The organism is Paraburkholderia sp. C35 (assembly GCF_003121405.1).
Lineage (GTDB): Bacteria > Pseudomonadota > Gammaproteobacteria > Burkholderiales > Burkholderiaceae > Paraburkholderia.
Genome location: NZ_QBUY01000063.1, coordinates 23,305 through 48,743, shown reverse-complemented (window position 1 = coordinate 48,743; position 25,439 = coordinate 23,305). Strand labels below are relative to the sequence as shown.

21 protein-coding genes are annotated in these 25,439 nt (G+C 65.0%); 16 read left to right on the top strand and 5 right to left on the bottom strand.

The window, feature by feature from the left end; genetic code table 11:
- Positions 1-10 precede the first annotated feature (10 nt).
- On the bottom strand, positions 11-1,135 hold the full coding sequence (locus tag DK391_RS28805; RefSeq protein WP_109481409.1) for an FUSC family protein: 1,125 nt from the start codon (positions 1,133-1,135) through the stop codon (positions 11-13).
- Between the two features lie 501 nt (positions 1,136-1,636).
- Between DK391_RS28805 and DK391_RS28800 the strand changes: the two genes are divergently transcribed.
- The 4 genes from DK391_RS28800 (at position 1,637) to DK391_RS28785 (ending at position 7,815) form a co-directional block, all read left to right on the top strand.
- On the top strand, positions 1,637-3,229 hold the full coding sequence (locus tag DK391_RS28800; RefSeq protein ID WP_109481408.1) for an MFS transporter: 1,593 nt from the start codon (positions 1,637-1,639) through the stop codon (positions 3,227-3,229).
- Between the two features lie 117 nt (positions 3,230-3,346).
- Positions 3,347-5,032: a VRR-NUC domain-containing protein gene (locus DK391_RS28795; protein WP_109481407.1), complete on the top strand. Its 1,686-nt coding sequence runs from the start codon at positions 3,347-3,349 to the stop codon at positions 5,030-5,032.
- Positions 5,029-7,296, top strand: coding sequence for an ATP-dependent DNA helicase (locus tag DK391_RS28790; protein WP_109481406.1), 2,268 nt, complete (start codon positions 5,029-5,031; stop codon positions 7,294-7,296). The genes DK391_RS28795 and DK391_RS28790 overlap by 4 nt, the downstream gene beginning before the upstream one ends.
- A gap of 30 nt (positions 7,297-7,326) precedes the next feature.
- The gene (locus DK391_RS28785) at positions 7,327-7,815 is read left to right on the top strand and encodes an SRPBCC family protein (RefSeq protein WP_109481405.1); all 489 of its coding nucleotides are present in this window, start codon (positions 7,327-7,329) and stop codon (positions 7,813-7,815) included.
- Here the strand turns inward: DK391_RS28785 and DK391_RS28780 are convergent.
- The 4 genes from DK391_RS28780 to DK391_RS28765 form a co-directional block, all read right to left on the bottom strand.
- Positions 7,810-10,338: a mechanosensitive ion channel domain-containing protein gene (locus DK391_RS28780; protein ID WP_109481404.1), complete on the bottom strand. Its 2,529-nt coding sequence runs from the start codon at positions 10,336-10,338 to the stop codon at positions 7,810-7,812. The two genes, DK391_RS28785 and DK391_RS28780, sit on opposite strands and share 6 nt — an antisense overlap.
- A gap of 217 nt (positions 10,339-10,555) precedes the next feature.
- Complete coding sequence (locus DK391_RS28775) at positions 10,556-10,897, bottom strand: NIPSNAP family protein (protein ID WP_109481403.1); 342 nt, start codon at positions 10,895-10,897, stop codon at positions 10,556-10,558.
- 87 nt (positions 10,898-10,984) lie between these two features.
- Positions 10,985-12,610, bottom strand: coding sequence for an MFS transporter (locus DK391_RS28770; RefSeq protein WP_109481402.1), 1,626 nt, complete (start codon positions 12,608-12,610; stop codon positions 10,985-10,987).
- A gap of 116 nt (positions 12,611-12,726) precedes the next feature.
- On the bottom strand, positions 12,727-14,247 hold the full coding sequence (locus DK391_RS28765) for a sigma-54 dependent transcriptional regulator (protein WP_109481401.1): 1,521 nt from the start codon (positions 14,245-14,247) through the stop codon (positions 12,727-12,729).
- Between the two features lie 1,023 nt (positions 14,248-15,270).
- On the opposite strand from DK391_RS28765, the gene DK391_RS28755 reads away from it, so the two are divergent.
- The 12 genes from DK391_RS28755 (at position 15,271) to DK391_RS28705 (ending at position 25,423) form a co-directional block, all read left to right on the top strand.
- The gene (locus tag DK391_RS28755) at positions 15,271-15,453 is read left to right on the top strand and encodes a Flp family type IVb pilin (RefSeq protein ID WP_109481399.1); all 183 of its coding nucleotides are present in this window, start codon (positions 15,271-15,273) and stop codon (positions 15,451-15,453) included.
- Positions 15,454-15,511: 58 nt separating this feature from the next.
- Positions 15,512-15,694 (top strand): Flp family type IVb pilin, encoded by a 183-nt coding sequence (locus DK391_RS28750; RefSeq protein ID WP_109481398.1) that lies wholly within the window; start codon positions 15,512-15,514, stop codon positions 15,692-15,694.
- A gap of 126 nt (positions 15,695-15,820) precedes the next feature.
- A complete protein-coding gene (locus tag DK391_RS28745; protein WP_109481397.1) occupies positions 15,821-16,363 on the top strand; it encodes a prepilin peptidase in 543 nt (180 codons plus the stop codon).
- Between the two features lie 353 nt (positions 16,364-16,716).
- Positions 16,717-17,193 carry a hypothetical protein gene (locus tag DK391_RS28740; RefSeq protein ID WP_109481396.1) on the top strand — a complete coding sequence of 159 codons (477 nt, stop codon included), beginning with the start codon at positions 16,717-16,719 and terminating at the stop codon, positions 17,191-17,193.
- 65 nt (positions 17,194-17,258) lie between these two features.
- Complete coding sequence (gene cpaB / locus DK391_RS28735; protein ID WP_109481395.1) at positions 17,259-18,098, top strand: Flp pilus assembly protein CpaB; 840 nt, start codon at positions 17,259-17,261, stop codon at positions 18,096-18,098.
- A 141-nt stretch (positions 18,099-18,239) separates the two neighbouring features.
- A complete protein-coding gene (locus DK391_RS28730) occupies positions 18,240-20,309 on the top strand; it encodes a type II and III secretion system protein family protein (RefSeq protein ID WP_109481394.1) in 2,070 nt (689 codons plus the stop codon).
- A 36-nt stretch (positions 20,310-20,345) separates the two neighbouring features.
- Positions 20,346-20,633 (top strand): hypothetical protein, encoded by a 288-nt coding sequence (locus DK391_RS28725; protein ID WP_109481393.1) that lies wholly within the window; start codon positions 20,346-20,348, stop codon positions 20,631-20,633.
- Between the two features lie 98 nt (positions 20,634-20,731).
- Positions 20,732-21,478 carry an AAA family ATPase gene (locus tag DK391_RS45430; RefSeq protein ID WP_239482989.1) on the top strand — a complete coding sequence of 249 codons (747 nt, stop codon included), beginning with the start codon at positions 20,732-20,734 and terminating at the stop codon, positions 21,476-21,478.
- The gene (locus DK391_RS45425) at positions 21,475-21,930 is read left to right on the top strand and encodes a hypothetical protein (RefSeq protein WP_239482988.1); all 456 of its coding nucleotides are present in this window, start codon (positions 21,475-21,477) and stop codon (positions 21,928-21,930) included. Before DK391_RS45430 ends, DK391_RS45425 begins: the two co-directional genes overlap by 4 nt.
- A 40-nt stretch (positions 21,931-21,970) precedes the next feature.
- Positions 21,971-23,347 (top strand): CpaF family protein, encoded by a 1,377-nt coding sequence (locus DK391_RS28715; RefSeq protein ID WP_109481392.1) that lies wholly within the window; start codon positions 21,971-21,973, stop codon positions 23,345-23,347.
- 28 nt (positions 23,348-23,375) lie between these two features.
- The gene (locus DK391_RS28710; protein WP_109481391.1) at positions 23,376-24,356 is read left to right on the top strand and encodes a type II secretion system F family protein; all 981 of its coding nucleotides are present in this window, start codon (positions 23,376-23,378) and stop codon (positions 24,354-24,356) included.
- Positions 24,357-24,415: 59 nt separating this feature from the next.
- Positions 24,416-25,423: a type II secretion system F family protein gene (locus tag DK391_RS28705; RefSeq protein ID WP_109481390.1), complete on the top strand. Its 1,008-nt coding sequence runs from the start codon at positions 24,416-24,418 to the stop codon at positions 25,421-25,423.
- Positions 25,424-25,439: the final 16 nt, after the last annotated feature.

Genomic DNA, 25,439 nt, shown 5'->3' with positions numbered 1-25,439 from the left:
TCCCCACCGCCTACCTCTCCCTAACCCGCAACGGAAAAATAACCATCGCCGCCACCAGCCCCAGCGCACCGCCAATCAGCGTCTCCCACGCACGCGCCGCGAGAAACGGAATCGAGTGAATCCCATTCACCGCCAGCGTGACGACCAGCGTAAACGCGAACGCCCCGCACGCAACGTCATACCGTTCCGGCAGCGCCATCGAATAGACGATCATCGCGAGCGCAGCGGCGAGCCAGATCAGCAGCGGCACGTGTTCGGCAACAGGCAGGCAGATCAGTCCAAGCGGCACACCGATCAGCGTGCCGATAATGCGCCGCCTCACGCGCTGCACGGTGCCCGTCGCCGATCCTGCGACTACATACGTGCAGGCCGTTATCGCCCACACCGATTCCGCGAGATTCAGCCAAGCGTTCAACGCCACCACGACGAGTGCGCCGCACGCAGCCTGCAGGCCCATCACGAATTCAGGCGATGGCCGTCCGGGGACAGGCTCGGGCCCAGGCGACAGGGCGGCCACGACGGCGGGCCGCTCGGCGGGCCCACTCAACAGCCTCGGCACGATCGAGGCCAGCATCGCAATCGCCCCGGCGATGGCCACGGCAGTCAGATCGGCAGGAACGAGATTGGCGCCGTACGCCAGCAGTTGCCCGATGTAGATCTGCGAGCCGAGTCCGCCGCCCGTCACGCCAAAGCGCTTCAGATAGCCGACCAGAAACGCACCCGAGACCAGCACGAGTTCCGGACCTGCATGCCCGAACACAAGCAGCGAGTGCGCAAGACAGATATACATGGCCGCGCCCAACGCAGCCGCCACACACAGCAGCGCAAGATCCCGGCTCGATTCAGGACGCGTCGAGCGCGCCTCCGCCACGCTCGCCCATAGCGCAAAGTTGGCTGCAAGCAGGCCGACCGACGCGTTGCGCGGCAAGCCGTGCGTCACGTCCTGCAAGGTGCCGAGCGCCGATGCGAGGCCGTACGCCGTCACGAGGCGCAGTCCCTTGATACGGCGGTGCGTGCCGGGATCCAGACGCGCCAGCCAGCCGGCCATCAGCGCAAAGGGACGGCTTGCCGTCGCGGCGATGCGCGTGGTGTCGGACGATGGCTCGTGGTCGGCAGGATCAGTGGACGGTTCCATGTGGCGTGCGGTCGAAAGCAGGCAGACGTTCTGTCCAGACAAATCGGACGATACCCGGCGCACGCGCACGAGGCGCGCGCTGCGGGGACGCAATCGCAGATGATGCGTCTATCGCACGATACCTGCTTGACGGGCTGGCAGGCCAATACGCGCGCTCAATTGCACCACAACATAGAGATTGAAGGCGGCGTGCACCGCGGCCACCAGATCGGCGCCGTTCACGCGATCTCTGGCAGACGGGTGGGGCAAGTCACCTGTCGCGCGGCCGATGGTCGCTGGTTTTTGTCCGGAACGGCAAGAAAAGTATAGGCAGGAAAGCGGACTGTGCCGAACGTGCGTGCATCGTGTCGATACGCCGCCGGCAAGAGACATGCCGGTGCGGGTTAGCAAAGCACCTTGCTATTTTCGGGCGCGCGCATCACTCTCGTAACAGTGTCGCGCCCGGCAGAAGCCCGGGACGAAAGCCCGCCACGCGCGGACGCCTTTTGGGTGGAGCAAGCCATGATGTCCGCCATCCCCGATCACGATCCAGGCCGGCAACTGCTGCCGTTCCGCGAGTCGCTGCTCGCGATGCTCGGCATCGCCTTCGTCACGATGCTGGTCGCGCTCGACCAGACCATCGTCGGCACGGCGTTGCCGCGCATCGTGGCGGACCTGAAGGGCTTCGATTTCTACGCTTGGGTCGCGACCTCATACATGCTCGCGTCGGTGATCACGATTCCCATCTTCGGGCGGCTCGGCGATCTGTACGGCCGCAAGCCTTTTCTGATCGCCGCGATCGTGCTGTTCACGCTGGCTTCCGTGCTGTGCGGCCTCGCCAGCAGCATGCTTTTTCTGATTGCCGCGCGCGGTTTGCAAGGCATCGGCGGCGGCATTCTGATCGGCACGGTGTTCGCCACGGTCGCCGATCTGTTCCCCGATCCGAAGCTGCGGCTGCGCTGGCTGGTGTTCGTCACGTCGTCGTTCGGCCTTGCGAATATCGTCGGGCCGACGCTCGGCGGCATGCTCACGCAGATGCAGGGCTGGCGGCTGGTGTTCTTCGTCAACGTGCCGGTCGGCATCGTGTCGCTGATCTTTGTGCAGATGTTTCTGCCGAAGCTGCGTCACCTGAAGGCGAGTGGACCCATTCAGCTCGACTGGCTCGGCGCATTCGTAGTCGCGGTGACGTTCGGCGCGCTGCAACTGCTGATCGAGTTTCTGCCGCGCGAGGGAATCAGCGGCACGACGATGCTGCTGTTCGCCGTCACGATGGTCTGCGGGCTGACGCTGTACTTCTGGGAAAAGCGTATGGGCTACCCGGTCGTTCCCGTCGACGTGCTGCTCGCCCGCAAGCTCGCGGCGCTGTTCGCGATGTCGGTACTCGGCGGCTTTGCGCTGTTTTCGATGGTGTTCTACGTGCCGCTGCTGTTCCAGGGCGGCTACGCGATGTCGCCCCACGAGTCGGGCATGCTGATCACGCCGCTGCTGCTCGGCACGTCGGTGGGCAGCGTGGTGAACAACCGTATCGTCACGCGCATGCGGCGCGCGAACGGCTTGATGTATATCGGCTTCGCGTTGTTCGTGATCGGCTGCGTGTCGCTGGTGTCGTTCAAGGGCCACGAGCCGCACGCGGTGTGGATGGCGTGCATGGGCGTGAGCGGACTCGGGCTGGGCCTCGTGGCGACCAATCTGACCATCTGCTCGCAACAGATCGTCGCACGCGATCATCTCGGCGCAGTGACGGCGCTGATGCAATCGCTGCGGATTTTTGGCGGCATGCTCGGCACGGCGATCACGGGCGCGCTGCTCGGACATCTCTACACGCAAGGCGTGACGCGCTCGCTCGATTCGTATCAGGCGACGCAATGGCTCAAGTCGTTCGCCAGCCCCGACGTGCTGGTCGATCGCGCGGAGCAGTCGGCCTTGATCGAGCATCTGGTGGCGGCCGGCCATTCCGGCGATCCGATGATGCACATGGCGCGCGAGGCGCTGGTCGCGTCGATTCACATCGGACTGTCCGTCGCGGCGCTGGCTGCGCTGATCGGGCTGTGCCTCGCGTGGTTCGTGCCGGCCGTGCAGGTGACTTATCCCGACACGGAAGTGCGTAGCGTGTAGCGCGTGTGCGCGTTCTGTCTCGGCGGGCGGCCTGGTTTTGCTATGATGGCTGTATAAATATACAGCCTTCCTGTGTCCATGGCCGTGCCGACCGACGCTCCCGATCCGTTCTAGTACCTGTCGAATTTCGAGCGCGCGCTCGCGTGGATCGCCGAACGTTACGACGATCTGCTCAGCAGCAGCGAGCGCGATTTTCTCGATGCTTTCCTGCGCGACGGCGCCCGTCTGCCCAAAGCGTCGCGCGCGCTGCTCGTGCGCATGCTGATGCGCAAAGGCACGCTGTTTCGCACGGCGCGGCTTGCGTATGCGGAAATCGGTTGTCCTGCCGCGGCCGCTGCGCCGCTTGCCGCGCTCGGCTGGGTTGACGCGGACGCGGAAGTCTCGCTCGACGAACTGTTCGCGCTTGCCACACGCCCCGAACTGCAACGCGCATTCGCCGCGACGCCTGCTTTCAAGGGCTTGCGTAAACCCGACTGGCTGGAAGCGCTGCGCGCGGCGGATGCTGCGCACGCCCAGCCAAAGCGTTATGTCGATTGGGATGCGCAAGCCGGCGAAAGCGCCGTGCGCGTACTCGTTGCACCGCTGTGCGAGCGTTTGCGGCTGATGTTCTTCGGCAATCTGTATCAGGACTGGTCCGAGTTCGTGCTCGCCGATCTGGGCGTGTATCAGTACGAACGCGTGGCGTTCGCCCCATCGTCGCGGGCGTTTCAGCAGCGCGAAGATGTCGACTGTTATCTTGCGTTGCATGCGTGCCGCGAACTGCTCGAACTGACGGACGGCGAAGCGCTCGACCCGCTGCTCGAAGCCGTCGATGCTATCGATACGCAGCACAACGCGTGGCTGGCCTTGCGCCGCGCGAAGCTGCTGTTCGCCATCGGCTATCAGGCCGAGCGGCGACACGACTGGGACGCGGCCTTGCGAATCTATGAACGTTGCACATGGCCGGGCGCGCGCCATCGTCGCATGCGCGTGCTGGAGCGCGCGGGCCGCGATGCGCAAGCGCTCGAACTGGCCATGCAGGCTGCCGTCGCGCCCGAAAGCGAAGAGGAACAGCAGCGTATTGCGCGCATGCTGCCGCGCCTGCAAAGGCGGCTCGGTGGTGCTGTGCGCAAGCCCGAGTCCGCACGCGCCGCACAGCGCGGCATGATCGAATTGCTGCGCCCGCTCGATCCGATCGCCGTCGAATACGCGGTGCGCGACCATCTGTCGACGGATGACGCGCCCGTGCATTACGTCGAGAACGCGCTGATCAATTCGCTGTTCGGCCTGCTGTGCTGGGAGCCCGTTTTCGAGGCCGTGCCGGGCGCATTCTTTCACCCGTTCCAGCGCGGTCCCGCCGATCTGCACGCGCCCGATTTCCGCGTGCGCCGCGCCGCGCAGTTCGACATGTGCTTCGCGCAACTGGACAGCGACGCGTACCGCGAGACGATTCTGCGCCACTTCGAAACCAAAGCCGGGCTGCAATCGCCATTCGTGTTCTGGGGCATGCTCACGCGCGAACTGCTGACGCTCGCGCTCGACTGTCTGCCCGCCGCACATCTGAAACTGTGGTTCGAGCGGCTGCTCGCCGATATCCGCACGAACCGCTCCGGCTTGCCCGATCTGATCCGCTTCTGGCCGCACGAACGGCGCTATGAACTGATCGAAGTGAAAGGGCCGGGCGACCGGCTGCAGGACAACCAGATCCGCTGGCTCGCGTACTGCGTGCAGCACGGCATGCCTGTGCGCGTGCTCGACGTGCGCTGGACCGAGCGCGACGGCGCAGCACATGTCGATGATCTGACGGACACGGAGGCGGCATGAGCTACATCGTCGCCGTGCGCACGCTGTGCGAATTCACCGCGCGGCGCGGCGATCTCGATCTGCGCTTCACGCCCGCGCCGTCGGCGCTCGAAGGCATTGCCGGGCATCAGGTGGTGACGGGGCGCCGCGCGTCCGGCTACGAAACGGAAATCACGCTGACGGGCACACACGGCAACCTCACAGTGCGTGGACGTGCAGACGGCTATGATCCGGCGCTGAACCGGCTCGAAGAGATCAAGACGCATCGCGGCGATCTCGACCGGATGCCCGCGAACCATCGCACGTTGCATTGGGCGCAGGCACGCGTGTATGGACATTTGCTGTGCGAGACACGCGCGCTCGATGCGTTGACCGTCGCGCTGGTGTACTTCGACATCGCTTCACAAAAAGAAACGGTGCTGACGGAACAGCATACGGCGGCATCGTTGCGCGCATTCTTCGAAGACCAGTGCGAGCGCTTCGTTGCATGGGCCGCGCGCGAAGCAGCGCATCGCGACACACGCAACGCCGCGTTGAACGCGCTGCGTTTCCCCTACGGCGAGTTTCGCAGCGGACAGCGCGAGCTTTCCGTGGCCGTGTTTCGCGCGGCACGCGATGGACGCTGTCTGATGGCGCAGGCGCCGACGGGTATCGGCAAGACGCTCGGCACGATTTTTCCGCTGCTCAAGGCGTGCGGGGCGGATCATCTCGACCGCGTGTGCTTCCTGACGGCCAAAACGCCGGGCCGCGCGCTGGCGCTCGATGCCATCGAATCCCTGCATCGCAGCGACACGCCGCTGCCGTTGCGTACGCTCGAACTCGTCGCGCGCGACAAGGCGTGCGAGCATCCCGACAAATCCTGCGATGGCGAATCGTGTCCCTTGGCGCGCGGCTTTTACGACCGCTTGCCTGCCGCACGCGATACGGCATTGCAGACGCGCACGCTCGATCGCGCGACCGTGCGCGAGGCGGCGCTCGCGCACGACATCTGTCCGTACTATCTGGCGCAGGAAATGGCGCGCTGGTGCGACGTCGTGATCGGCGACTACAACTACTACTTCGATAGCAGCGCGATGCTGTACGCGCTCACGCAGATGAATGGCTGGCGCGTCGCCGTGCTCGCCGACGAAGCGCACAATCTGCCCGACCGCGCCCGCCGCATGTATAGCGCGACGCTCGATCAGCACGCGTTTCGCGGCGTGCGTCTTGTTGCGCCCGCAGCGCTGAAAAAGCCATTCGACCGGCTGAATCGCGAATGGAATGCGCTGAACCGCGAGCGCAATACGGCGTATGAAGTGCTGCCCGCCGTGCCGCCAAAGTTTCAGTCCGCGCTGCAGAACCTGCTTGCCGCAATCGGCGATCAGCTTGCCGAGATGCCGCATTCCGTCGATGAAAACGCATTGCGATTCTATTTCGACGCGCTGCATCTGATGTCGCTGGTCGAGCAGTTCGGCGATCATTCCATCGTCGATGTCACAGTCGCTGCGCAACATGGCGCATCACGCGCGAAGGCTTCGACCGATATCTGCGTGCGCAACGTGATTCCCGCACCGTTTCTCAAGCCGCGTTACGCCGCTGCGCGCGCGACCATCGTGTTTTCCGGCACGCTCAGTCCGCAGCATTTCTATCGCGACATGCTCGGCTTGCCCTTCGACACCGGCTGGCTCGATGTCGAAGGACCGTTCCGCGCCGAGCAACTGGACGTGCATGTCGCGCATCATGTGTCGACGCGCTGGCGCGACCGCGAGCGTTCGCTGGAGCCGATCGTCGATCTCATCGCGCGGCAGTACGCGGAACGGCCCGGCAACTATCTCGGCTTTCTGAGCAGCTTCGACTATCTGCAACGCGTCGCGGGTTCGATGCGTGAGCGGCATCCGCATGTGCCTGTCTGGACCCAGGAGCCGCGCATGGACGAAGCGGCGCGTGACGCGTTCCTCGCGCGCTTCGCGTTGGATGGCAAGGGCGTAGGTTTCGCGGTGCTGGGCGGCGCGTTTTCGGAAGGCATCGATCTGGTCGGCGAACGGCTGATCGGCGCATTCATCGCGACGCTCGGCTTGCCGCAGATGAACGACGTCAACGAACAGATGCGCCGCACGCTCGATACGCAGTTCGGCAATGGTTACGATTACGCGTATCTGTTCCCCGGCATGCAGAAGGTGGTGCAGGCGGCAGGGCGCGTGATCCGTACCGAGCAGGACGCGGGTGTCGTGCATCTGATCGACGACCGTTATCAGCGCGCAGAGGTGAGACGGTTGTTGCCGCGCTGGTGGAAAGTGCAGACCTGATAGCGAGCAGGGCAGAACGGGAGACACCTCATGCCCGCAGACGAATACCGCTTCACGACGATCTGGCGGATCGACGCGCCCCTGCAAGCCGTGTGGGATGCGATCCACGACCCGGCGCGCTGGCCGCAATGGTGGACCTGCGTCGAGCGTGTGATCGAAGTGGAGCCAGGTGGAAGCGACGGCGTCGGCGCGCTGCATCGCTATACGTGGAAGGGGCGCTTGCCGTATCGCGTGGCGTTCGATATGCGCGTGACCCGCGTCGAGCCGCTGGTGCTGCTAGAGGGCGAGGCGGGCGGCGATGTCGAGGGAACGGGGCGCTGGCAGTTCTCAACGCAGGGCGAAGCGACTGTGGTGCGCTACGAATGGCGCGTGCGCACGAAGCGCGGCTGGATGAATCTGCTCGCGCCGCTCGCGCGCCCGTTCTTCAAATGGAATCACGATTACGTGATGCAGCAGGGCGGCGAAGCGCTGGCCCGTCTGCTCGACGCGCAACTCCTTGGCGTCGAGCATTCATCATGAGTCCAGTTGCCGCGTCGCTTTCGTCGATGGCTTCTCTGCAGCTGCGGCGTCCTGCTTGTTCGAAGGGCGCGGCGGCCCTTCGAGTTCGTCGTCCACGGAATCGCCGGTGCCAGCCGAGGGGGTGACGGGAATCAGCATGCTGCGCTGAGGATTGGCAATCTCGATGCCCTTCGCGCGGAACGAATCGAAGATGCGCCGGTTGAACTCACGCTGCACCGGCCAGCGCGACGAATCGCGGCATTGAATCTGCCCGGCGAGCGTCACGGCGGCGCCATCCACGGCAGCGACGCCCCAGAAGCTGAAATCCGACAGGATGCCGTCCTTGAAATGCTCGTCTTCGCGCAGCGCGGCGCCAATGTCCTTGAGCGTCGCAATGGCGAGATCGACGTCCTGGCCGAACGCGATGCTGACCCGCACGGCCGCATTGCCGAGACCACGGTTCGTGTTGTTCACGGTCGATACCGAACTGAACGGCACGGTGTACAGCGAACCGTCGCCGCCGCGCAGGCGCACGGTGCGGATCGACAGATATTCGACCGTGCCCGACACGCCTGCGAGCGTCACCCAGTCGCCGACCTGCATCGCGTTTTCCATCAGCAGGAAGATGCCCGTGATGAAGTCCTGCACCAGTTTTTGCGAGCCAAAACCGAGCGCGACGCCGAAGATACTCGCGCTCGCCAGCAGCGGCGCCGTGTTCACGCCCAGTTCGCTCAGGCCGGTCATCACCACGACCAGCGCGATCACCACGAACAGCGCGGAACGCAGCATCGGCACCAGCGTGCGCAGCCGCGCGGCACGCATCAGGTCGCCGCTGCGTGTCCATTGCGCAAGGCGTTTTTCGACGGCGACATTCGCAATCTCCCACACCACCAGCGCGAGCACCGCCGACACGCCAATCGTCACGAGCGCCGACGTCAGCCGGTGACCGATCGCGCCGGGCCGGAAGAATTGCCAAACATCGAAGCCCCACACCTGCAGCAGCACCAGCGCGGTGACGAGCACCACCAGCGTTGAGATCGCGCGCCGGATCAACGGATAGTAGCGGTACGCATGCTGATGGATCAGCGAACGCTCCTCGCCTTCATCGACGTGAAAGAGCCGGCCGAGCGCGCCGAACAACACGATCGACACCACCCGCGCCGCCACCAGCACAGCCAGCGACAGGCCGCCCAGATGCAGCAGCGTGCGATAGCCGTTGTGGACGTCGAGCGCCCACACGAACCACAGCGCCATCACGATGAACACGGCCACCCACGCCCACATGTCGATCAGGCCGTGCGCAAGGATGGTCACGGAACGCTGGCTGGCGCTCTCCGCTGTCTTGTTGAGAGTGCGCTCGCGCAGCAGCGCCGAAACGGGCGCGCGGCATTGCAGGATCATGATGGACACCATCACGTGTCCGACCAGCGCGAGCAGCTTCACGAGCGGCAGGTGCGCCGCATCGCTCAGGCCGAGCGCGGTGGCGATCTCGATCAGCGCGCCGCCCGCGCCGATCACGCTGACCACGCGGATCACCCAGCGCTGCATGAACAGCGCCCAGCTGTCGGGCAGCCGCAGTAGCCGCAGTCCCGGTGCGTCCGGCTGCAGGAAGAAGCCCGCTGCGATCACGATGGCGCGACAGATCATGTACAGATCGATCAGGCCGTCGAGCGCCATATCCGGCACGGTGCCGTCGCGGGTGAAGGCCGACATCAGCGCGCTGGCGGCGGCGACGAACACCACCAGCGGCAGCATGCGCAACAGCAGTTGCAGCGCGGCGCTCGGCAGGCGCTGGAGCGTGGTCCAGTGATGCTCCGCCTGGCGCTGGCTGCGCGCTTCCTTTTGCTGGCTGTCGACATTGGGCGCGGCAGCATCGGCAGCCGCCGATGACGCGGGTGGCGTCGACATCGACGACGCAGCCGCTTCATGTGCCAGTTCGTGCGCCTGCTCGTGCGCTTCCCGTGCCTCACGCGCCTGGCGACGCGCGATGATGGCCGCACGCGCCCGGCGCAGCAATCTGCGCGTGAGCCATTCGAGCGCGATGGCGGGCAGCAGTGTGCCGATCAACGCGAGCAGTACGCCGAACACTTTGGCGCGCTCGTGCGGATCCGAGAGTTGCACGTTCCACCAGTAGCGTGCCGACGACGTATCGAGCAACACCGCGACCGAGCGCTTGAGCGACATCCCGCCCACCGTGATCCAGTGCGCGCCCTGGCGCACCAGTTGGGACGCGAGCCCATTCGATTTGAACGCGGCCGCCACGCTAGCGCCGGATGCGGGTTCGGCGGCTGCCGTGGCGGAGGCGGCGGACGCGGGCGTATCGGGTGTCGCGAGCACGCCGGCGGCGGCGATGGCCGTCAGAGTGTCTTCGATCTGCGCCCGCTTTTTGGGGTCGTTCAGCACCTGCAACGCCTGGCGCGCCTGATCGGGTGTCAGCGTGACGGTGGTGGCGGACGCGCCGGACGCACTGGTCGTGGCCGTCACGGCGGAGAAGGCTGGCGCGCAGAAAAGCGCGAGCAGACAGATAACTAAAAATTTGCGCATGTAGGGCCGGTGACCGACGGCGATGCGCGTACAGCGGGACGCGATGCGATGCCGGAAGCCACCTCGTTTCGACTGAGTAAAATTAAGCGACCCCGGCGAAGCGCAATTAGTTCCGCAATACGTGAAAATCGAAGATTCCACGCGCATCTGAGCGTGCGATGCGCGCTTTTTCGTGTGTTTTTGTGCTAGATGACAATGAAATGACGCGGCTTTCGCGTTATACGTCAAGCGGGCGCGCGGGCTTGCCGAGCGTGCCGTCCACCACTTCCGTGAAGGTCCGTTCTTCGCGCAGGATAAATCGCTGCTCCTGCGCCGTACGGAAGTTCGCCACCGACGCCGGATCGGTGCGCAGCCGCGCACGATACGCCTCGTACGCCGCGAGGCTGTCGAACGCGATCAGCCCCCACGCGATGTCGTTGGTCCCTTCGTGCGGCAGGAAATAGCCGAGCAGATGGCCGCCGCAGCGCGGAATGATGTCGCCCCAGTTCTGCGCGTATTGCCGGAACGCGTCGCGCTGGAACGGATCGATCTGGTAGCGGATAAAGCAGGTGATCGTCATGGCAATTTCCGTCGTCGTTGGATGGATGACGGTCAGTATCGGCGCACCGTTGCATGCGATGTTTCAGGCTGACAGGAAATGTCGATGTCACGGGTTCGGAGCCGGGCGCTGGCGTGAGCCGATCATCGCCGCTGCGCAGGCTGCGCCGAGCAGCGCGCAGGCTGCCGACACCAGTGCGACGGCACGCAGCCCCGCATCGAGTGCATCGGCTTGCGCGGCGACGATCTCGCTGGGCACGGCATGCGTGCCCGCCATGATGTCAGGCGCGAGCAGTTGTCCCGCGCGATGCAGATCGGCGGGAATGTGCAACTGCTCGAGCCGCGTCGACAGCGCCGCATCGTGCGACCACACGAACACGATGCCGAGCACGGCGATAGCCAGCAGGCTAGCGATCCGCGCGACGGCGTTATTGATGCCCGACGCGACACCCGTGCGCGCGGCCGTCACGGACATCATCACGGTTGTGGAAAGCGGCGCTACCGTGATGGTCATGCCGAGGCCGAGCACGGCCAGGCCGGGGAAGAAGCTGGTCCAGTAACGGGTCTGGTCGAAATCGAGCCATCCGGGCAGCACGATCAGCATGAAGCCGGCGGCGGCGATCGCGGGGCCGACCGTCAGCAGCATGCGCGGACCCCAGCGCGACGACAGGCCGCCCGTGAAGCGCGACAGCACGCCGATCACGACCGGCACGGGCAACAGGGCAGCGCCCGCTTCCGTCGCCGAATAGCCGTGCGCGCGAATCAGCGTGTAAGGCAGGAAGAACATGGCCCCGCTCATGCCGAAATAGACGAGCAGGGTGACGAGGTTTGCGCCGCTGAAATCTCGCGAATGAAACACATCGAGCGGCATCATCGGATCGTGGCTGCGTGCCTCGATGACGAAGAACACGCCGCACAGGATCAGCCCGCCGACGATGCTGCCGATCACGACGGTGTCGGCGAAACCGTCGGACGAGGCGAGTGTCAGGCCGTAGGTCAACAGGCCAAGCCCCAGCGCCGCCGCCAGTGCGCCCGTCCAGTCGAGGCGCTGCAACGTCACGCTGTCCCGGCTGTCGGGCACGGACGACAGCGCCAGCGCCACCGTGATCGCCGCGATCGGCACGTTGAGGTAGAAAATCGCCCGCCACGAGACCGCGTCGCCCAGCCAGCCGCCCACGACCGGCCCGCACGCCGAGGTGCTCGCGCCGATGCCCGCCCACGCGCCGATGGCGTGGCCGCGTGCAGGATCGTCGAACACCGAGCCGATGATCGCAAGGCTGCTCGGCACCAGCAGCGCGGCGCCCGCACCTTGCACGGCGCGCGCGGCGATCAGGGCGCGTGGCCCAGGCGCAAGCCCGCACGCTGCCGACGCCACCGTGAACAGCACGATGCCCGCGATGAACACCGTGCGCCGTCCGAGCCGGTCTCCCATCGCGCCACCGATCAGCACAAGCGACGCCAGCAACAGCAGATACGCGCTGCCCACCCATTGCATCTCCGCGACGCTCGCGCCGAGTTCGGTCTGGATGGCAGGCAACGCGACGTTGACGACGGAGCTGTCGATGAACGCCATGCTCGATCCGAGGATCGTCGCGGCGAGCGCTAACCGTTTGCGGCGGCAGGGAAGGTGGGCCAGAGGATGCGCGCGGATCGCGAGATCGTCGCACGGGCTCGCCTGAGCGGGAAAGGCGTGCGGTTTGTCACCTGAAGCGGCGGGAGAAGCGTAGTCCGGCATGACGGGTGTCCACTCCATTGCGAAGCAATCGACAATGCAATGGACACCTCAGGCGGCCAGCCGTTCAGCATGAGCCGCGCGGCACCGAAGCAATGGTGTGATGCAGAAAACGAAACTCAGCCCGCCGATGCTGTCGCGACGCTGCGGGCCCTGTGCGAGCCCGCGTCGCTGTCGTCGCCATCGTCGCCGCTGCTGCCACCCGACGGACCCTCGGCGCCACCGTCCGCACTGCCTTCCGTACGGCCTTCGTTGTTTCCGCGACGCATGGTGCGCATGCTGTTCGCGTCCGGCGTCATCCGGTTCGCGTTCATCAGCCGGTAGAGCGTCGCGCGCGACACACCGAGATCGGCGGCCGCGCCCGACAGATTGTGGCCGTGCCGGCGCAACGCTTCTTCGATGGCTTCGATTTCCGCCTGGGTGCGGATTTCGGCCAGCGTCTTCGTGCGCGCGCCCGTCACTTCCGGCAAGCCGAGATCGGTTTCCGTGATGAAGCGGCCTTCCGCCATCACGACGGCACGGCGCACGCAGTTGATCAGTTCACGCACGTTGCCGGGCCAGTCGTAGTTCGACAGCGCCACCACGGCGCCGCTCGAGAAACCGCGAATCTTGTGCGTGCCGTCCTGGCGATACATGCTCAGCGCGTAGTCGGCGAGCAGGCGGATGTCGCTGCCGCGTTCGCGCAGCGGCGGCTCTTCCAGCCGCAGCACGCACAGCCGGTGATACAGGTCGGCCCGGAACCGTCCGTCCTTCACGGCGGCTTCGAGGTTCACGTGCGTCGCTGAGATCACGCGCACGTCGACCTTGATGGGCGTGTTGCCGCCCAGCCGTTCGATGGTGCCTTCCTGCAGGAAGCGCAGCAGCACGGCCTGGCATTCGTGCGGCATGTCGCCGATTTCATCGAGGAACAGCGTGCCGTTGTTCGCATGCTCGATACGGCCGATCTTGCGCTGCAGCGCGCCCGTGAACGCGCCGCGTTCGTGGCCGAACAGTTCGGCCTGCAACAGGGTTGGCGGAATCGCCGCGCAATTGATCGCGACGAATTCCTGCTGGGCGCGGGTCGAGCCGTCGTGCACGGCGCGTGCCGTCAGTTCCTTGCCCGTGCCCGATTCGCCTGCGATGAAAACGGGCGCATCCGTCTGCGCGCACTTGTCGATGCGGCGATACAGCTTTTGCATCGGCTCGCAGTGCCCGACCATGCCAGGCGCACCGAGCGACGGCTGTGGCCGGAAGCTCGCGCGCCGCAGGTTCGACAGGCCATGCGCGTGGCCGAGCGCGAAGATCAGCCGGTCGTTCAGGCAAGGCGCCGTGACGAAGTCGAAGCAGTAATCGAGGATGAAGCGGCTGGTGAGTTCGTCGGTAGCCTGGCCCGGCGCGATCTGCGCGATCCAGTTGGCTTCGCCATGCCGCATGCAGGCTTCGAGCGCCGATAGCTGCTGCTGCGTGACGTCGTCGGGCAGCGTGACGAGACCGACCTTGATGTCGCCGCGATCGAGCAGCTTCTCCGCTGCCGCGGTGTTTCGGGCGTGCACGACCTGCCATCCGGCGGCGCCGAGAAAGGCGGCCAGTGCTTCGTCGGGCGTCGATGCGACACAAAGCACGGTGCGGTCGGAAGCGCCGGTTGTGCTAGAGGAATTCATGTTACCCCCGGTGTTGGACGTTGCCCTCGTGCATGACGCTAATGATGCGACAAGGCCAGTGATCCTTGTACTACGGCAGAACAGTCTGGTCTTTTGAGGGTCCGTCTATGCGAACCCAAGTCTTTTTCGTGTTTTTTTACATGCGGGTCATGTGTGCCGCAATATCGCGCAAACGTTGCGCCGTACACATGCTTCGCAACGCGAACTTATCGTCGCACGAAATGCACCATAAAAACAAAGATAAATGAAAACGACAGCTGCGTTATATAAGCGTAAATCTGGATGCGTTGAGCCACTGAAGCAATTTGTACCGGTGCCTTAAACGTTTGCTTCTCGCGATACGAAGCATTTTCCTGCCGGGCCGATGCAACGCGTTGACGCTTGCCACGCAAGGCTGAGGCGCTTTTGCCAGGATGCAGCGGCGACCGTCTCAAGTCTGCGACACATCTGACGATCGGTACTTCCGTCCCCACTACGCCCTCCGCTTGCCGGTAGTTCTGACCGGAGGCCCGCATTCATCGGGCTTTTGCGCCCGATGGCAGGGATTTTCTACGGCATGCCGATGCTTGTGCGGCCCGTCGAACGTATGCCCGCCGATTCGATTTGACGTTTCGCGTTCGCAACATCGCCGGCCTGGCGCCCCTCGAAATTCGCATGACAAAACACCGCGATCACGGTGCGACAAGGGTTTGAGGGTGCATGGCACACCCGTTGCGATATGGCAGTCACGACGAAAACGTTGCTGCCGGAAAGCAAGGCCAAAGGAAGTCTCCGTCAGCAACACAGAACTTCGCAGTCGCGGCCAGGGTTAGCCAATGCGACTGTGGGGGCGGCGGAGCCAATGGGGGGCGGACGTCGGTAGAAAGTGGCGCGAATGGTTCGTACGGTGTACGGCCATTCGCGACCATGACGCCACCTTCAGCAGCGCCAGCCGGTTGTACCCGCCTATAAGGGCGGTTTTGCCAGGCCAAAGCGCATGGGGCGCAGCGGCGATGTGACATCTCATTCTCTACGGGGGAAACCATGAAGAACGCAATCAACCAGTTTCTGCGCGAAGAAGACGGCGTATCGGCAATCGAATACGGTCTGCTGGCCGGGCTGATCGCAGTGGCGATCATCACGACGGTCACGACGATCGGCACGAACCTGAATACCGTCTTCGGCTACATCAAGACGAAGCTCGCCGGCATCGCCGCACCGACCTGAAATCGGCTGCATCCCTTTCGCATTGTTCGCAGTGGTCAGACTCATCACAGGAGAAAACATGAATCGCAAGATCCAGCAGTTCCTGCGCGAAGAAGACGGCGTGTCGGCAATCGAATACGGCCTGCTTGCCGGGCTGATCGCCGTCGCGATCATCACGACGGTGACCGCGATCGGCACCAACCTGAACACGGTCATGGGTTACATCAAGGACAAGCTGGCGGGCGTCGCCGCGCCGACCTGATCCTGACCCTGTCGCGTTCGGGACGCCCTGACCGCCGCCTGGCCTCGACTGGCTGTAGCGCGAGGCAGGCAGCGGCAACCAGGGATGCTGAAACGAATGATGTTGTTTTAACCAGCGGAGCTTTCGATGAACGGTGTGCCTTTTCCGGTGGGTCCCTGTGTGGTGGCGCTGGTCGTGATGGCAGCGATCTACGACATTCACGCACGGCGCATTCCGAACTGGCTGGTCGTCATCGGTCTGGTCGTGGGACTGGCCGTTCAGAGCGCGCTGCACGGCGCAATGGATGGGCTGCAGTTGTGGGTGGGCGGCGCCCTGGCGGGCGGCGCCGTGCTCCTTCCCGGCTATCTGCTGAGGATGATGGGCGCGGGCGACGTGAAGCTGATGGCAGCCGTCGGCTGTTTCTGCGGGGCGAGCGGCGCATTCGAAACCGCGCTGGTGGTGTGCATGGTCGGGGGTGTATGGGCGCTAGTCGAGATGCTGCGGCATAAGCAGATGCGCGCCGGGCTGCACAACATGGCGGCCGTGTTGATGGACGTGTCGATGCCGTCGGGCGATGCGATCCGCGACAACGAGACAGGCAAGAGAACCAGACGGGCAACGACGGGCACGCTGCCGTACGGCGTGGCCATCGCGATCGGCACGACGCTGACGCTGATTGCGAGCGTGTGACGAAGCAACAGAACGATAGACGAACCAGCAGTACCGATAAGACACGAACACCAGATTTGTTACGGGGAAGTAGCAGCGAGCGGGGCCAGGCAGTAAATCAGGGCAGGGCGATAACGACAAGAAGGCAGTAACAGGACGTCAATAACAGCAGTGCATAACAAACGGGTGAACGGCGGCCAACAGCCGTAGCTCGATAACACGCAGCAAATGACGCAGCGGTGGTGGCAGGGGAAAAAGCAGTGAGCCTTCGCAGAAGGGCTAAAGAAGCAATGCCAGGAACGGGGTGTGGACACGGGGTTGTTCACCTGGAGAAAGAGCCTTCGCAGGAAGGCCGGCCAGATACGGGGGAAGTGATGAAGACGAACGATTCAGGCCGCTCGACGGCCAACAGGCAGGAACTTCGGGGGAGCCGCTCCGCATCGGCGGATCACGGCAGCGGCAACGAGGCCGGCAGCATGAACCGGCCGCGCCGCACGGAGGCCGCGTCTACAGCGTACGCCATGTACTACGTGGACGCGGCGCCGGCATTGCGCCACTCGGCCAACCCGGCAATCCATCTGCGCCAGCAGGCCGTGCTTGCACTCGCAGGCCGGCGCCATCGCGAACGCGAACTGCTTGCGCTGCTCGACGAACTGGTCATCGCACAGTGGGTGGCGAAGCGCGACGCGCAACGCCGCGCGCAAGAGGCGCAGCAACCGCGCCTTGCCCTGCAGCTGCCGATGCCGACGCCGCAACGCGCAGCCTGGGCGGAAGCAGCAGACGAAGACGACGCCAGCAGCCCGCGCGATCGCAACTATCGCGGCTACGGCGACTTCGATCTGCCGGACTGACCCTCTCATTCCCGAAACACGATCCCTAGAGCGCCGTCATCGACGGCGCGAGTCAGGAGAACGACATGAAGAACGCTCGCGCGTTGATGATGTTGCTCGTCGCGACGGCGGCCGGTCTTGCCGCCGTGGTGTTCGCGTCGCGCTGGATGGTGCAGCAGTCGTCGACCACGACGACCAAGGTCGTGATCGCCTCGGCCGACATGAGTCTCGGCCAGCGCGTCTCGCCCGACATGCTGAAAGTGTCCGACTGGCCCGCCGGCAGCGTGCCCGCCGGCACCTTCAACGACGTGAAGAAGCTCGAAGGCCGCGTGCTCAAGACGAGTCTCGCGCGCGGCGAACCGGTGCTCGAGGCGAAGCTCTCGCCCGTCGGCACGGTGGGCGGTCTGTCGGCGGTGATCAACGAAGGCAAGCGCGCAATCACGGTGCGTGTGAACGACGTGATCGGTGTGGCGGGCTTCGCGCTGCCGGGTAACTACGTCGACATCCTCGTCAATACCGAGAAGGACAACCGCGACGGCGCCATCGCGGGGCGCGACCAGAACATCTCCAAGATCGTGCTCGAAAAGATTCTCGTGCTCGCTGTCGCGCAGGAAGCCGGCCGCGACGAAACCAAGCCGAAAGTGGTCGACGCCGTGACGCTCGAAGTCACGCCGGAACAGGCGGAAAAGATCGACCTCGCGCGCAGCATCGGTTCGCTGTCGCTGGTGTTGCGCAACCAGGTCGATCCGCAGGACGCGACCACGGCAGGCGCGACCAAGGCATCGCTGCTGAAGATTCCCGTCGCCGCGCCGCCTGCACCCGCCGCACCCGCGCCGAAGCCAGTCGTGCGCAAGGTGGCGGCACGCGCACCGTCGAACTGCGTGAGCGTGATCGACGGATCGCAGGCCAGACAGGAATGCTTTTGAGCAGCAGATCGACCAGCCAGACCAGCCGGTAATCACACATATGCAGGCCAGAACCGCGCGATAGCCGCCAGCCGTGACGAGACCAGACAACGGCGCTAAATACGGTCAACGCGGACAACACGGGCAATACGGGGGAAGCACATGAATGCCACAGAGAACCAGCGCGCGCGTGCCAGGCGTGAGCGCGACACGACGCAGGGACAACGCAGCGTCCGCCACGCGCGTCTGAAGCAGGCAGGCGCCTGCGGGCTGATCGGTGCAGCGCTGTGGGCGCTGCCCGCCGCGCAGGCGGTGAGCCAGGAAGCCGGCCAGGTGCCGCTGCCGATGAACATGGCGTCGAACGGCGGTGCCGTGCATCTGACCATCGGCATGAGCGGCACGGCGCCGATGGCTGCCGCCGGCGGCATGGCGGCAGCACAAGGCGGCCGCGGCCCGAACTGCACGGGCACGATCGCCGATCATCAAAGCGTGACGATTCCCGTCGGCAAGTCGACGATGGTCAACATCCGCGAATCGGTGAAGACGCGCACGGTCGGCAATCCGTCGATCGTGCAGGCGATGCTCGTATCGCCGCAAACACTCTATCTGCTCGGCACGGATGTCGGCACCACCAACATGATCGTGCAGGGCCGCAGCGGTTCGTGCACGATCATCGACGTGGCCGTGGGCGCCGATCCCGGCGGCCTGCAACAGACGCTCGCCGTGCTGATGCCGGAAGAATCGGGCGTGCAGGTCAAGGCCGCCGCCGACACGCTGGTGCTGACAGGCACCGTGTCCGACTCCGTGATGGCCGAGCGCATCGTCGAACTGGCGCGCGCCTATGTGGCGCGCTCGGCGACGCCCGTGCCCGTCGCCGCGCCTGCCAATGGGGCGGGCGCACAGGGCGGCGCGATGATTCCCGCCGTGCTGAAGACAGCGGGCGCATCGGGTAACGGCAACAACGAACGCATCATCAACATGATGCATGTGGCCGCGCCGCAGCAGGTGATGCTCGAAGTGAAGGTGGCCGAAGTATCGAAGACGCTCATCGACCAGCTCGGCATGTCGGCCAACATTCAGGGCAGCGCGGGCAGCTGGACCTTCGGCTTGCTGGCCGATTTCCTGTCGGGCGGTCTGGGCGCCATCGGCGGCGCGAAGTCGGGCAGAAATCCCATCAACATCAACTTCGACGCACAGAAGACCGACCAGCTCGTCAAGGTGCTCGCCGAGCCGAACCTGATGGCGATCAGCGGCCAGGAAGCGAGCTTCCTCGCGGGCGGCAAGGTGTTCATCCCGGTGCCGCAAAGCAACGGCGCGGCAGGCTCGACCATCATCCTGCAGGAAGAAACCTTCGGTGTCGGCCTGACCTTCACGCCGACCGTGCTCGATAACGGCCGTATCAACCTCAAGGTGTCGCCGGAAGTGTCGGAACTGTCGCCGACGGGTGTCGCCGTGACGGCAGGCACTGTCAGCACGACGGCCGTGCTGCCGCTCATCACCACACGCCGCGCGTCGACCACGCTGCAGGTCTATGACGGCCAGAGCTTCGCGATCGGCGGCCTGATGAAGAGCAACGTGACGGGCACGCTCAAGGGTCTGCCCGGCCTCGGCGAAGTGCCTGTGCTCGGCGCACTGTTCCGCAGCACCAACTTCCAGGAAGACAAGACGGAACTGGTGTTCGTGGTGACACCGCGTCTCGCCAAGCCGCTGCCGCAGAACTATCCGCTGCCGACCGATCACTTCGGCAAGGTCACGGAAGCCGGCGTGTACTTCACGGGCAACATGGAAGGCACGAAGCCGCAGCCTGCACCCGCGATGCCGTCGACAGGCGCTGCGATTCCGTCGCCGATGCCGGTGAAGGGCGGTGCGATCGCGACGACTGGCGGCGCGGCTCCCGTGGTGCTGACACCCGTGATCACGTCGCAAGGCACGACCACGCCGCAACCGGTGCCGGCGCCCGAACGTACGCAGCCGGCAGCAGATGCCGTCCGCGCTCCTGCCACGCAGCGCTCGCCGGAGAACAGCAACGGCGGCGACGGCAGCGATGGCCTCGCGCCCGTCACCCGCAACGAACCAGCCGACGCGACCGTGCATGCCGCTGCCGTGCAGACGGCCAGCGTGAGCGCGCAGCCCATCGCAGCGCAAGCCGTGCCTGATGCAAAAGCTGCAGCGGCGGCAACGACAGCGACGCAGCAGGCCCGCGAAGCCAACGATGAACACCGCACGCAGTAAGCGCGACGCGCATCCGACGAACTCCTGGAGACTGACATGAAAACCATCCAGACATTGATCCGCGCGTCGCTGTGTGCGGCGGCGAGCCTGACGCTCGGCGGCTGCCTGACCTCGACGCCGCACTGGGACGAGACCTTCGGCAGTTCCGTGTCGCAGCTCAAGGAAATGCAGACGCTGAACCCGAACGCGGGCATGAACACCGACCCGGTGGCAGGCGTCGACGGCAATACGGCTTCGGCGATCCAGAAGAACTACGCGAAGTCGTTCACGGCGCCGCCGCCGCCCATCAACGTGTTCGCGGTCGGCTTGCCCGGCTCGAACTGAAGCACTTAACCGAAGCACGCGCGGGCCGTCCTGCCGCGCGCCTGCATAACGCCACACACGACGTACGCTAACCCAAGCCCCGCACGCGGAGACTGACCATGATCGACATCCTCCTCATCTCATCAAGCCCGGACCGCTCGCACCTGATCGAGCAACTGCTTGAGGGGTGCGGCGTTGCGCATCGGGTGCGGACCGCGCACGGCACCGTGCGGCAACTGCGCTCGCACGCGGCGGCCATCAAGACGGCGGATCTGCTGATCGTCGACGACATCGATCTGGAACCTGCCGATATGGCGTCGATCGAGGAAGCCGTCGCGCACGTGCCGCAACTGAACACCATGCTGGTCACGCCCACGCCTGCCACCGCGCTGCTGATGGCCGCGATGCGCGCCGGCGTGCGCCACGTGCTGCCGTGGCCGCTCGATGCGCAGGCGTTCGCCGCCGAGCTGTCGCACGTTTGGGGCAAGAAGACAGCGGGTGCGCGCCGCGAAGGCCGCATCGTGTCGCTGACGTCGTGCAAGGGCGGCACGGGCACCACCTTCGTTGCGATGAATCTCGCGCACGCGCTCGCCACCGAGCGCGGCAAGCGCGTGCTGCTGGTCGATGCGAACCAGCAGTTCGCCGACGCGAGCCTGCTGGTGTCCGACCAGACGCCCGCCGCGACACTCGCCGATCTATGCTCGCAGATCGACCGGCTCGACAACGCCTTCTTCGACGCCTGCGTGATGCACGTGAACGACAACCTCGACGTGCTGGCAGGCGCAGGCGACCCGATCCGCGCAGGCGATCTGCGCCCCGCGCAACTCGACCGCGTGCTGGCGCTCGCACGCAATACGACGCGGTGATCGTCGATCTCGGCCTCGGCATCAATCCGCTCGCGATCCACGTGCTGGACCAGAGCGACCGCATCTGCATGTTGGTGCGTCAGAGCGTGCTGTATCTGCGCGCAGGCCGTCGCATGCTCGACATCTTTAACGAGCTTGGCTACGCGACGGGCAAGGTCAGCGTGCTGGTGAACCAGTTCGACAAGCACGCGCCCGTCAATCTGCAGGCATTCGAGCAGAGCTTCGGCATGAGCGTCGCGCATCGTTTCGCACGCGACGACAAGCACGCGGGCGCAGCGCTCGATCAGGGTCTGCCCATCATGAGCGTGGCCAAGGGCAGCGCGCTCGCGCACGACATCGTGGACTTCGCGCACTCGCTGTGGCCTGCGCCGAAGCAGGAAAAGAAGAGCGGCCTCGCGCGTCTCTTTGCGGGCAAGCCGCGTGAAGTCCCGCAACTGAAGACCAACCATTGACGCGGCGCACGCCATACAACGGGAACCGGGGAGCGACATCATGTCATTGCGCGATCAACTGAAACTGCAAAGCGGGCTGATGCCGTCGGATGCGGTGACGTCGGCGGCAGCGGCCAACACGGCCGAAAGCATCGCCGCGCGCCGCGCGTATCAGCAGCTGAAAATGAGCGTGCACGAAAAGATCATCGATCGCGTCGAACTCGACAAGCTGCAACGCCTTACGCCCGAACAGACGAAGCGCGAACTCGCGCAACTGGTCGAGCGGATCGTCGATGAAGACAAGATTCCGATGAACGAACTCGAACGCCGCCGTCTCGCGCAGGACGTGCACGACGAAATGTTCGGCCTCGGCCCGCTCGAACCGCTGCTCGCCGATCCGACCATCTCGGACATTCTCGTCAACACGTCGCAGCACGTGTATGTGGAGCGGCGCGGCAAGCTGGAGCAGACCGACATCACGTTCTTCGACGACGCGCATCTGATGAAGATCATCGAACGCATCGTGTCGCGCGTTGGACGGCGCATCGACGAATCGACGCCGATGGTCGATGCGCGCCTGCCCGACGGCTCGCGCGTGAACGCGATCATTCCGCCTTCCGCGATCGACGGGCCGCTGGTGTCGATCCGGCGCTTCGCGGTGAATCCGCTGAAAGTGGACGACATGGTCAAGAATCAGAGCTTCACGCCCGCAATGGCGCAACTGCTCGAAGCGCTCATCAAGGCCAAGCTCAACGTGCTGATTTCGGGCGGCACGGGCAGCGGCAAGACGACCATGCTGAACCTGCTGTCGGGCTTCATTCCGAATGACGAACGCATCGTCACGATCGAAGATGCGGCTGAACTGCAACTGCGCCAGGAGCACGTGCTGCGCCTCGAAACGCGTCCGCCCAATATCGAAGGCAAGGGCGAAATCTCGCAGCGCTCGCTGGTGAAGAACGCGCTGCGGATGCGTCCCGACCGCATCGTGCTCGGCGAAGTGCGCGGCGCGGAAGCGCTCGACATGCTGCACGCGATGAACACGGGCCACGAAGGATCGATGGCGACACTGCACGCCAACACGCCGCGCGACGCGTTGACACGCCTCGAAAACATGGTCGGCATGGCGGGCCTGACGATGCCGATCAAGGCGATGCGTCAGCAGATCGCCTCGGCCATCACGGTGGTCGTGCAGGCTTCGCGTCTGACGGACGGCCGCCGCAAGCTGATGAGCATCCAGGAAATCACCGGGATGGAAGGCGAGATCATCAACATGCAGGAGATTTTTACGTTCAAGCGCACGGGTGTGGCCGAAGACGGCACGGTCAAGGGTTACTTCTGTGCGACGGGCGTGCGGCCCAAGTTCGCCGACCGGCTCGCCGCGTTCGGTCTCGCGTTGCCGGATCAGATGTTCGATCCGTCGCGGCGCTTCGAAGTCTGACGCGCGTACTGGATCTCTGGAGACCGACATGGATACGACACTGCTGGCGTTTGCGGTACTCGGCTTCGTCGCCATCGTGCTGCTGATCGAGAGCGTGTATCTGTACTGGAACAGCCGGCATGGTCCCGTCGTCAAGCGCACGGACGCCCGTATTCGCGCGATGTCGGCGGGCGGTCATGTGAATGCCGAGCAGATGTCGATTCTCAAGCAGCGCCTGCTGAGCGAATCGCCGACGCTCACGCGCATGCTGCTGCGCATGCCGCGTGTGCATACGCTCGATCTGTATCTGCAGCAGTCGGGGCTGACGTGGTCGGTGGGGCGCTTTGTCGGCTATTCGGCCGTGTTCGCGGTGGCGGGGCTGGTGTTCGGCTTCGGCGCGATGCATCTGCCGCTCGCCATTGCGGCGGCCGTGGCGGGCGCCGCTGCGCTGCTGCCGCTCGTGTATCTGCGTGGCAAGCGCGCGAAGCGCATCGTGGCGCTCGAACGTCAGTTGCCCGATGCTGCCGATCTGATCGCCCGCGCGCTGCGCGCCGGCCATTCGTTTCCGGCCGCGCTCGGCATGGTCGGCGATGAACTGCCGCAGCCGCTCGGCGGCGAGTTCCGCATCGCCTTCGACGAGATTAACTACGGCGTGTCGATGAACGACGCGCTGATGAACCTCGTCAGCCGCGTGCCCGTCGACGATGTGCGCTACTTCGTGATCGCCGTGCTGATCCAGCGCGAAGCGGGCGGCAACCTCGCGGAGATTCTCGGCAATATCGCCGGCATCATCCGTGACCGGCTCAAGCTGCTCGCCAAGGTACGCGTGCTGTCGGCGGAAGGGCGGCTGTCTGCGTGGATTCTGGGGTTGCTGCCGTTCATCGTGATCGCCGCGCTGTCGGTGCTGAATCCCGACTACTGCAAGGTGTTCTGGGAAGACCCGACGGGCCAGAAGATCGCGGGCATTGGGCTGGCCATGATGTTCTTCGGCATTTTGTGGCTGCGCAGGACGGTGCGTATCCGCGTATAGCGGCGGATCGGGCGGCGAGTCAGCACCAACGATAACGAACGAAAGATAACGGGGAAATCATGGAAACCGAACAGATTGCCGTACTGGCCGCGATGTTCGTGATCGTGTTCGGCGCAGCGTGGAAGGCGATGGCGCTGCTGCGTCCCGATCCGTTGAAGCGGCGCATCGACGGCATCGCGGCTTCGTCGGCGGCGGGCAACATGGGTGCTATGGGTGCCGTGGGTTCGATGAATGGCGCAGCAGGCGGCGCGATGGGCGCCCAGGATGACGATAGTTCGTCATGGATGGACACGGTGACGAAAGTCTCGCACCGCGTCGCGAAGCTGTCGCTGCCGAAGGAAGATTGGGACAAGTCCGCACTGCGGCGGCGTTTCGCCAACGCGGGCATGCGCAGCGACACGGCGCCCGCGATCTACTTCGCCGCGAAGACGCTGCTCGCGCTGGTGCTGCCTGCGTTCGCGCTGGTCGGCATGACGCTGTTCGCCGGACCGGACGCGCAGAAATTCCTGCTGATGGCCGTGCTGGTGATGGCGGCACTCGGCTTCTATCTGCCGAACGTGGTGTTGAACCGGCTGATCGAACGCCGTCAGCGCAGCCTGTTCGAAGACCTGCCCGACGCACTCGATCTGATGACCGTCTGCGTGGAAGCGGGCCTCGGGCTCGACGCGGCGATGCAGCGCGTGGCCGAGGAAATCGGCGTCAAGAGCCATGCGCTGAAGGATGAGTTCGAACTGGTGTTGCTGGAATTGCGCGCCGGCGCGGGCCGCGACAAGGCGCTGCGTAATCTGGCGCTGCGCACGGGTGTCGAGGACATCGACACGCTGACGTCGATGCTGATCCAGGCCGACCGCTTCGGCACCAGCGTGGGCGATTCGCTGCGCGTGTTCATCGACGCGCTGCGCACCAAGCGCCGCCTGCGCGCCGAAGAACAGGCCGCGAAGATCGCACTGCAGCTGCTGTTTCCGCTGATGTTCTGCATTTTCCCGACGCTGAGCATGGTGCTGATCGGGCCCGCCGCGATGCAGGTCGCGCGGCAACTGCTGCCGACCATGGGCGGCATGCACTGAACCCACTGCGGGAGAG

Excerpts from the sequence above, each read along its gene's own strand:
- DK391_RS28805 (WP_109481409.1), bottom strand. The coding sequence starts at position 1,135 with ATGGAACCGTCCACTGATCCTGCCGACCACGAGCCATCGTCCGACACC.
- DK391_RS28800 (WP_109481408.1), top strand. The coding sequence starts at position 1,637 with ATGATGTCCGCCATCCCCGATCACGATCCAGGCCGGCAACTGCTGCCG.
- DK391_RS28790 (WP_109481406.1), top strand. The coding sequence starts at position 5,029 with ATGAGCTACATCGTCGCCGTGCGCACGCTGTGCGAATTCACCGCGCGG.
- DK391_RS28785 (WP_109481405.1), top strand. The coding sequence starts at position 7,327 with ATGCCCGCAGACGAATACCGCTTCACGACGATCTGGCGGATCGACGCG.
- DK391_RS28780 (WP_109481404.1), bottom strand. The coding sequence starts at position 10,338 with ATGCGCAAATTTTTAGTTATCTGTCTGCTCGCGCTTTTCTGCGCGCCA.
- DK391_RS28775 (WP_109481403.1), bottom strand. The coding sequence starts at position 10,897 with ATGACGATCACCTGCTTTATCCGCTACCAGATCGATCCGTTCCAGCGC.
- DK391_RS28770 (WP_109481402.1), bottom strand. The coding sequence starts at position 12,610 with ATGCCGGACTACGCTTCTCCCGCCGCTTCAGGTGACAAACCGCACGCC.
- DK391_RS28765 (WP_109481401.1), bottom strand. The coding sequence starts at position 14,247 with ATGAATTCCTCTAGCACAACCGGCGCTTCCGACCGCACCGTGCTTTGT.
- DK391_RS28755 (WP_109481399.1), top strand. The coding sequence starts at position 15,271 with ATGAAGAACGCAATCAACCAGTTTCTGCGCGAAGAAGACGGCGTATCG.
- DK391_RS28750 (WP_109481398.1), top strand. The coding sequence starts at position 15,512 with ATGAATCGCAAGATCCAGCAGTTCCTGCGCGAAGAAGACGGCGTGTCG.
- DK391_RS28745 (WP_109481397.1), top strand. The coding sequence starts at position 15,821 with ATGAACGGTGTGCCTTTTCCGGTGGGTCCCTGTGTGGTGGCGCTGGTC.
- DK391_RS28740 (WP_109481396.1), top strand. The coding sequence starts at position 16,717 with ATGAAGACGAACGATTCAGGCCGCTCGACGGCCAACAGGCAGGAACTT.
- cpaB (WP_109481395.1), top strand. The coding sequence starts at position 17,259 with ATGAAGAACGCTCGCGCGTTGATGATGTTGCTCGTCGCGACGGCGGCC.
- DK391_RS28730 (WP_109481394.1), top strand. The coding sequence starts at position 18,240 with ATGAATGCCACAGAGAACCAGCGCGCGCGTGCCAGGCGTGAGCGCGAC.
- DK391_RS28725 (WP_109481393.1), top strand. The coding sequence starts at position 20,346 with ATGAAAACCATCCAGACATTGATCCGCGCGTCGCTGTGTGCGGCGGCG.
- DK391_RS45430 (WP_239482989.1), top strand. The coding sequence starts at position 20,732 with ATGATCGACATCCTCCTCATCTCATCAAGCCCGGACCGCTCGCACCTG.
- DK391_RS28715 (WP_109481392.1), top strand. The coding sequence starts at position 21,971 with ATGTCATTGCGCGATCAACTGAAACTGCAAAGCGGGCTGATGCCGTCG.
- DK391_RS28710 (WP_109481391.1), top strand. The coding sequence starts at position 23,376 with ATGGATACGACACTGCTGGCGTTTGCGGTACTCGGCTTCGTCGCCATC.
- DK391_RS28705 (WP_109481390.1), top strand. The coding sequence starts at position 24,416 with ATGGAAACCGAACAGATTGCCGTACTGGCCGCGATGTTCGTGATCGTG.